The sequence below is a fragment of the Deltaproteobacteria bacterium RBG_16_64_85 genome, assembly GCA_001798885.1.
GTDB lineage: Bacteria > Desulfobacterota > Deferrimicrobia > Deferrimicrobiales > Deferrimicrobiaceae > FEB-35.
Genome location: MGQW01000040.1, coordinates 1 through 6,612 on the forward strand (window position 1 = coordinate 1; position 6,612 = coordinate 6,612).

5 protein-coding genes and 1 pseudogene are annotated in these 6,612 nt (G+C 68.0%); all 6 read right to left on the bottom strand.

Features of this window, described 5'->3' with window-relative positions:
- Positions 1–419 (bottom strand): annotated as a pseudogene (locus A2Z13_05760) (hypothetical protein).
- A 317-nt stretch (positions 420–736) separates the two neighbouring features.
- Complete coding sequence (locus tag A2Z13_05765) at positions 737–2,185, bottom strand: hypothetical protein (GenBank protein ID OGP79234.1); 1,449 nt, start codon at positions 2,183–2,185, stop codon at positions 737–739.
- The gene (locus A2Z13_05770; protein ID OGP79235.1) at positions 2,182–3,309 is read right to left on the bottom strand and encodes a hypothetical protein; all 1,128 of its coding nucleotides are present in this window, start codon (positions 3,307–3,309) and stop codon (positions 2,182–2,184) included. Before A2Z13_05770 ends, A2Z13_05765 begins: the two co-directional genes overlap by 4 nt.
- Entirely contained in the window at positions 3,306–4,226 is a 921-nt protein-coding gene (locus tag A2Z13_05775) for a hypothetical protein (GenBank protein OGP79236.1), read from the bottom strand. The genes A2Z13_05770 and A2Z13_05775 overlap by 4 nt, the downstream gene beginning before the upstream one ends.
- On the bottom strand, positions 4,219–4,962 hold the full coding sequence (locus A2Z13_05780) for a hypothetical protein (protein ID OGP79237.1): 744 nt from the start codon (positions 4,960–4,962) through the stop codon (positions 4,219–4,221). Before A2Z13_05780 ends, A2Z13_05775 begins: the two co-directional genes overlap by 8 nt.
- Before the next feature lie 781 nt (positions 4,963–5,743).
- Positions 5,744–6,517 carry a hypothetical protein gene (locus A2Z13_05785; GenBank protein ID OGP79238.1) on the bottom strand — a complete coding sequence of 258 codons (774 nt, stop codon included), beginning with the start codon at positions 6,515–6,517 and terminating at the stop codon, positions 5,744–5,746.
- Positions 6,518–6,612 lie beyond the last annotated feature (95 nt).

The window sequence follows — 6,612 nt, forward strand, 5'->3', positions numbered from 1 at the left end:
CCGAACAGCTTCTCCGAGATCTCCGCGGCCAGGTCGGCCAGACGGGGGATGATCTCGTCTTCCGTGGCCGCGGAAGCAAAGAAGGCGCCGGCCACCTTCCCCGTGGGGGGCTCGGTTACCGTGACGTCGATGCTGTACCCCGCGCCGAGCTTGGCGACCGATCCCTTGAGAAGCAGGGGCAGGCCGGCTCCCCGGGCGGCCTCCTCGGGGTGCCTGTCGCCGGGGGGAAGCAAAAGGACCTCGGCGCCCGCCAGCGCCATCAGGCGCGAGGACAGGAGCCGGGGAAGAATGTCGACGGTCTGCCGGATCTGTTCCTGGGGACCCAGGATGGTGAAGGGGGCGATGGCGATGCGACGGGGGTACTCCGCCGCCCAAGCCACCGAAGAAACCGCCGGCAGGACCGCGAACAGGAGAAACAACAAGGGCCGTGCAGCGTTTTTACTCCGTCCCAACCCCATACCGGGCTGAATCTACCAGACACCCCGGGAAAGTCAAACAAAAACAATATGTGAGCCCGGCACCGGCGGCAGTCAGTTGCGACCGGGGAGCCGGGGCGATGCGGGGGAGTCGACGAGGTGGCCTGTGGAGCGAATGGGCGGGGACACTCCTCTCCCTTATCCCGGAGATGGAGCAGGAATGTCCCCGTCGAGCGGAATCGGCTGCGAGCGGGCGAAGGTCGCGAGCGTAGCGACGCGGAATCCCCCCGTGAGCCAGGGTCCCCGGTCGCAGCCGTCTTTCAGGGAGTCTTCCCGGGAACCGGCGGGACGATCGAGCGCGCTTCGAGCGCCCGGGCGAGCTTTCCCTGGATCCCTCCGAATCCTCCGTTGGACATGATGAGGACGAGATCCCCGGGGCGGGCGGTGGACGCAAGATGATCCACGATCCGGTCGACCTCTTCGATGGAGAAGGCTTCCCGGCCGCCTGCCCGGACCGCGGCGACCACCTCTGCCGGGTCCAGACGGTCCCCGGGCGGAAACTTCTCCGCGCCGAACACGCCGGCCACGACGACCGAGTCGGCGCCGGAGAGCGCCTCGGAAAACTCCCGCTGGAAGATCTTCCGCCGGCTCGTGTTGGATCTGGGTTCGAACACCGCGATGACCGGCCGCCCCGGGTACCGCTCCCGGATCGCCCGGATCGTCTCCCGGACGGCCGTCGGGTGGTGCGCGAAGTCGTCGATCACGAGAACCCCGCCGAATTCCCCCACCACCTCCTGCCTGCGCCGCACCCCCTCGAACCCGGAAAACGCCTCCGCGATCCGGTCCGCCGGGTATCCCAGGCGGAAAAGCGCCAGCGCCGCAGCCGCGGCGTTGCACGCGTTGTGCCTGCCCGGGAGCCGGAGCCGGAACTCGTGCGCCTCTATCCCCCGTTCCAGCCGGAACCGGGAATACTCCCCCTCTTCCGGCAGGGAGCGTACGCGCCAAAGTGCATCGCCCGGCGTCGCCGGGAAACCGGTTTCGACGCCGTACCAGCAGACCGGGCACCGCGCTTCCTTCGCAACCTCGACCACGTCCGGGTAGTCCGCGGAGGCGATCAGGAGCCCGTCCTCCGGGAGGATCATGACCAGGCGCCGGAACGACTCCTTGAGGTGGGACAGGTCCCGGTAGATGTCTGCGTGATCGAACTCGATGCTGGTGAGGAGCGCGATGCGGGGGCGGTAGTGGAGAAATTTCGGCCCCTTGTCGAAGTACGCCGTGTCGTATTCGTCCCCCTCGATCACGAAGTGCGGCCCACCGCCCACCCGGTAGCTCACCGGGAAATTCCGCGGGATCCCGCCCACCAGGAACGAGGGGTCGGCACCTAACGCGACAAGGGACCACGAAAGAAGCGACGTGATGGTCGTCTTCCCGTGCGTACCCGCCACGACGATCGGCGTCTTCCCCTCGAGGAAGAAGTCGGCCACCGCCTGGGGCATCGAGAGGGCGGGAAGCCCGCGCCGGACCGCTTCCTTCGCCTCGGGGTTCTCCCGGGACACGGCGTTCCCCACGACAACGAGATCGGCGTCCTCCGGAATGTTTTCGGCTGCGTAGGGGGATCGGAGCCGGATCCCCAGCGCTTCGAGTTGCGTGCTCATCGGCGGGTAGACGTTGGCGTCGGACCCGGTTACCCGGAACCCCTTCTCCTTGAGCATCCCGGCCAGGGAGGCCATCCCCACCCCGCACGCTGCGATCAGGTGAACGTTTTTCATTCCTGCTTCAACGCCTCCATGGCAGCGTCGTGGATCCTCGGCCGCAAGGTTTTCAGGCCTTCGTTCCGCTGTCCGAAGTACACCCGGTTGGTGAGAAGCACGGCCGTGATTCCCCGCGACGGATCGATCCAGAGGGAGCATCCCGTCCACCCCAGATGGCCGATCGACCCTTCCGGGAAATGGCGCCCGGCCTGCGACCCGCCTTCCGCCCCCGGCGTCGGAGTGTCCCACCCCGGGGTCCGGGGAGACCCGGGGGGCGAGTCGACCCTCGTCGTCATGTCCATCGCCGAGCGTCGGGTGAGCACCCTTCCCTCTCCCCGTCTTGCCCTCAGGATCTCCCGCGCGAAAAGGAAGAGGTCGTGCGCCGTGGAAAACACCCCCGCGTGCCCCGCCACGCCCCCCATCGCCGCCGCGTTCTCGTCGTCGACCTCCCCCACCTTTTCCATCCCCCGCTCCTCCGAATGCCCGGTGGATAACAGCCTCCCCGTCTCGCACTCGCTGCAGGTCAAACGGGGGAGGTACCCGGTGTCCCGCATCCCCAGCGGCCCCGAAAGCTCCCGCCGCAGGAGACGGTCAAGCGTAGTGAAAGACGCTGCCTCGATCGCCCGGCCCAGGAGGATGAAGCCGAGGTCGCTGTACACGCAGGCCGTTCCCGGGGGGGATTCGAGGGGCATGGACAGGACGGCGTCAACGACCCGGTCGTGCCCCTCCGCAGTCCCCCGCATCCTCCTCCCCTCCTTTTCCTCGGCTTCCCGCACGTCCCGGTAGAGAGGACGGTACGCCGGGAGCCCGGAGGTGTGGGACAGGAGGTGAAGGAAGGTGATCTCCGGAAACGCCGGGTCGGGAGAGCGCGCCGGGAGAACTTCCGAGACCTTCCCGCCGGGCGACAGCTTCCCCTGCTGGACGAGAAGGTAGAAAAGGGAGGCGACCAGCGGCTTGGTCAGGGAGGAAATGTCAAATATCGAGGAGAGGCGCGCCTCCCCGGCCGAACCCTGGAAGAGGATCTGTTCCTCCCGGCCCAGGAGGAGGACGGCGGCCTGGTACGCCCTCTCGAAGGCGCCTCGCCGGAGCAGTTCCATCGCCTCGCGGAAACGCTCCGCGTCACCCTGGATTTCCCGGGTCACGTTTCCGCTACCGGGGATTCGAGGAGGAAAATCCGTCCCCGTGCGTCGATCCTCGCCCGCACGCCGAACGGAAGGGGGTAGTTCGGACGGGCGTGGCCGGCGGGGAACCCCCACCAGACCGGGACGGAAAGTTGCCTGCCGGCTGCGGCAAAGACCCTGCGGATCTCCTCCTCCCCCTCGTTTTTCATCGGAGAAATATTCCCCGCCACGATGCCCGCGATCTTCCGCAGGCGGCCGGACTGGACCCACTGCGTGAGCATCCGGTCGATCCGGTACGGCGGCTCCCGGACGTCCTCCAGAAACAGGAGCGCCCCCCGGAAGTCGGGTTCGTATGGCGTCCCGAGCATAGCGGTGAGCACCGAGAGGCACCCGCCGGTCAGCACCCCTTCCACGGCGCCGCCCCGCAACCGCTCACACGGCCCCCCCCACGGCTCCCGGGGGGTAACCCGCCCCCCCACGAGCCGGATGAAGGCGTCGATCGCCCCCCCGTCGGGCCGCACCGCCAGGTCCGCCGCCGCCATCGGGCCGTGGATCGCTGCAAGACCCAGCCGGGTGGAGACGTAGGCAAGGATCGCCGTCATGTCGCTGTACCCGATCAGGAGCCGGGGGTGCAAAGCGGCCTTCTTCCAGTCGATGAGCGGGAGGAGCCGGGTCGTGCCGTATCCTCCGCGGGCCGCCATGACGGCCCGGGCCTTGGGATGCGCGAGCGCCCACTCGATCTGCGCCGTCCGGTGCCCGTCATCCCCTGCCAGGTACCCCTCCCTGTCAAGCAGCCCTTTCGCGGCCTCGGGCACGAATCCCGCGGCCGCGAGGCGGGCAAGCCCCCGCGCAAGCCTTGCCGGCTCCACGGGCCCGCCGGGTGCGACGACCGCGATCACGTCGCCTTTCCGAAGCGGCATGGGTCGAACCCTACGCATTCTCCCTCCTCGCGGGGACGAGGTACAGGAGATTCGCCACGGTGAACAGGACCGAGGAGACGAGGACCGCCACCGCCCCGGGGTCCCGGTTCGCGTCGAATACGGCGTACGGGGCGCCCCACGGTGTCGGTCCGAAGTTTTTCAGGTAGACTCCGTACCCCTCGTGGAAAAGCGGCTCGTTGGTGCGGACGACCCCTTTCGCGACCGGCGTCACGTCCCGGTACAAAGTCACCGCCGCCGATACATCCTTCGGGGTTCCTTCCGCCCCCATCACCAGATCGAGGCGGTCAAGTTTGAGCACCCATCCCGTCCTCCCAACAGGTTCGAACCCTCCCTCGGGAACTGCGATGCCGGGATTACGGTCCCCGTAGATGCTGCTTGCCAGGTGGGAGAGCACCACGCCCAGGAAAGCGAGATGCATCACGTGGGGCAGGAGGCGGCGAAGCGTGACCTTTCCGCGGAAGATCTGCACGAGGCGCTCGAAGGTGCAGCAGGCGGCGTTCACCGCCAAGAGGGCGGTCGCCAGGAGAAGTCCGTACAGCCACGACGTCGGCCCCGGCGCGGCAAACCCCTTCCGGGCAAACCACCCGGAGAAGACCTGGGCGTCCATGTCGGAGAAGATTTCCGGGTACCGCCCCAGCAGCGCGGAGCCTGCGGCGCCCGCCAGGCAGAATGCGAGCCCCACCCATGCGCAGGTCGTAAGGGAGGTGAGAAACCGCCAGGCAGCCCGGATCACGCCATCCTCCTCCTGTTCACGAAGTGGACACTTCTTCCATCATATGACGAACCCAGGGGAAAAAAGGAACCGGAAATCAGACGAGACCACGGCATAACCGGTCCCGCGCCCCCCGGGAATGGCGACCGCGCGGAGCAGCCGCAGGAGAGGGGCCCCGCCAAGGCAAAGGAGCCCCGGTTGCTCCTTGTTGCGAGGGAACCAGGGACAGGCTCCGCCGCAGACCGCGGCAACGCAACCGGGGACCCGGGGCGAGGCGGGGGGGGTCGACGAGGCGGCCTGTGGAGCGAATGGGCGGGGACACTCCTCTCCCCTGAGGGGGGGACACTCCTCAACGTAAAACTTTATAGAGGAATGTCCCCCCAAGGGAATGTCCCCGGTGAGCGGAACCGGCAGCGAGCGGTCGCAGGTCGCGAGCGCTTGATAACGGAGCCCCCCGGCATCCAGAGATCCGTTCCTGAAGAGGCCGTGCACCGAGAGGGTCGATGCGCCGCGCCCGGCGAGGCGCCCGACCGAGGCGTACCCGCCGCGGTACGGCGAGGGCGGGCAACGATGCCGGCGGGGATGCAGCGGCCCTCGAATGCCGGGATCTGAGGGAATGGATCTCTGGAGGCCGGCGAGCCAGGGTCCCCGGGCGACGGCGCAGCAGCCGCAGGAGGGAGGGCGCAGTGAGGTTAAGCGCAGCCGTGCGGATTCATCGCACGGCGAGCCACGAACGGAGCCCCCCTCCAAGGCTGCGGAGCCGGTGAGCGCCCTTCGTACAGGGGCGGCCGCCGGGACCTGCTCAGAACGAGTGCGAGCTGCGCAGAAGGAGGCTCACGCCGAGGAACGTGGCCAGCATCACGAAATAGCCGGCCGCGGTGGCGCCCATCTCCAGCCGCCTCCCCCAGCGCGGCCACTCTTCCGATGCGGGGATCAACTTGAGGTGGGTAAGCACCGCAAAGTAGACCCACAAGACCACCGACCAGATCTCCTTGGGCGTCCAGATCCAGTAGGAGCCCCAGGCGTAGAACGCCCAGATCCCGCCGCACACCATCCCCGCCGAGAACGCCGAGAACCCGTAAAGCGCCGACCTTCCCGCGGCGTGATACGCCTCGTCCCCCCCGTCCCGCAGGTACGCCCAGGAAAGGGCAAAACCCGCTGCGAAGAGGCCGTACCCCAGAAAGGACAGGCCCACGTGGGCGGCGAACCACGGCGTGTCCAGCGCCGGGTAGAGGGGGGTCAGCCGCTTGCCGATGAGCGCCGCCCCGGCCTGGGGAAGCACCACCAGCACGGCAAGGGGCTTCCAGGCGCGCATCGTGTTTTCCGTTCCGCAGAGGAGAAAGGCCGAGAGGGCGGAGCAGAAGGAAAAGACCGAGAGCGACTCGAAGAGCCCGGCCATCGGCGCGTGCCCCGACAGGACCCACCGCAGGATGAGGAAGAGGGCGTGCAGGACGAGCCCCCCGAAAAGGGCCGAACGGTAGGGAGACTTCGGCGTTATGCCGCCCAGCTGCAGACCCGCCTCCGCACCGTAGGCGGCAAGCGAAAGCCAGAAGAGAACGAGATGAACCCCGACCATGGGCCGCCGCTTCCTCCGCTGCGGGAAATCAACCGTGGATGCTACCACGTTCCCGATATAATGGACGGGCAACGAAGGATTTTCCAGGGGGAGCC

What these genes read in the sequence shown, in the direction of transcription:
- A2Z13_05765 (OGP79234.1), bottom strand. Translation starts at nt 2,185, where the DNA reads ATGAAAAACGTTCACCTGATCGCAGCGTGCGGGGTGGGGATGGCCTCC.
- A2Z13_05775 (OGP79236.1), bottom strand. Translation starts at nt 4,226, where the DNA reads ATGCGTAGGGTTCGACCCATGCCGCTTCGGAAAGGCGACGTGATCGCG.
- A2Z13_05785 (OGP79238.1), bottom strand. Translation starts at nt 6,517, where the DNA reads ATGGTCGGGGTTCATCTCGTTCTCTTCTGGCTTTCGCTTGCCGCCTAC.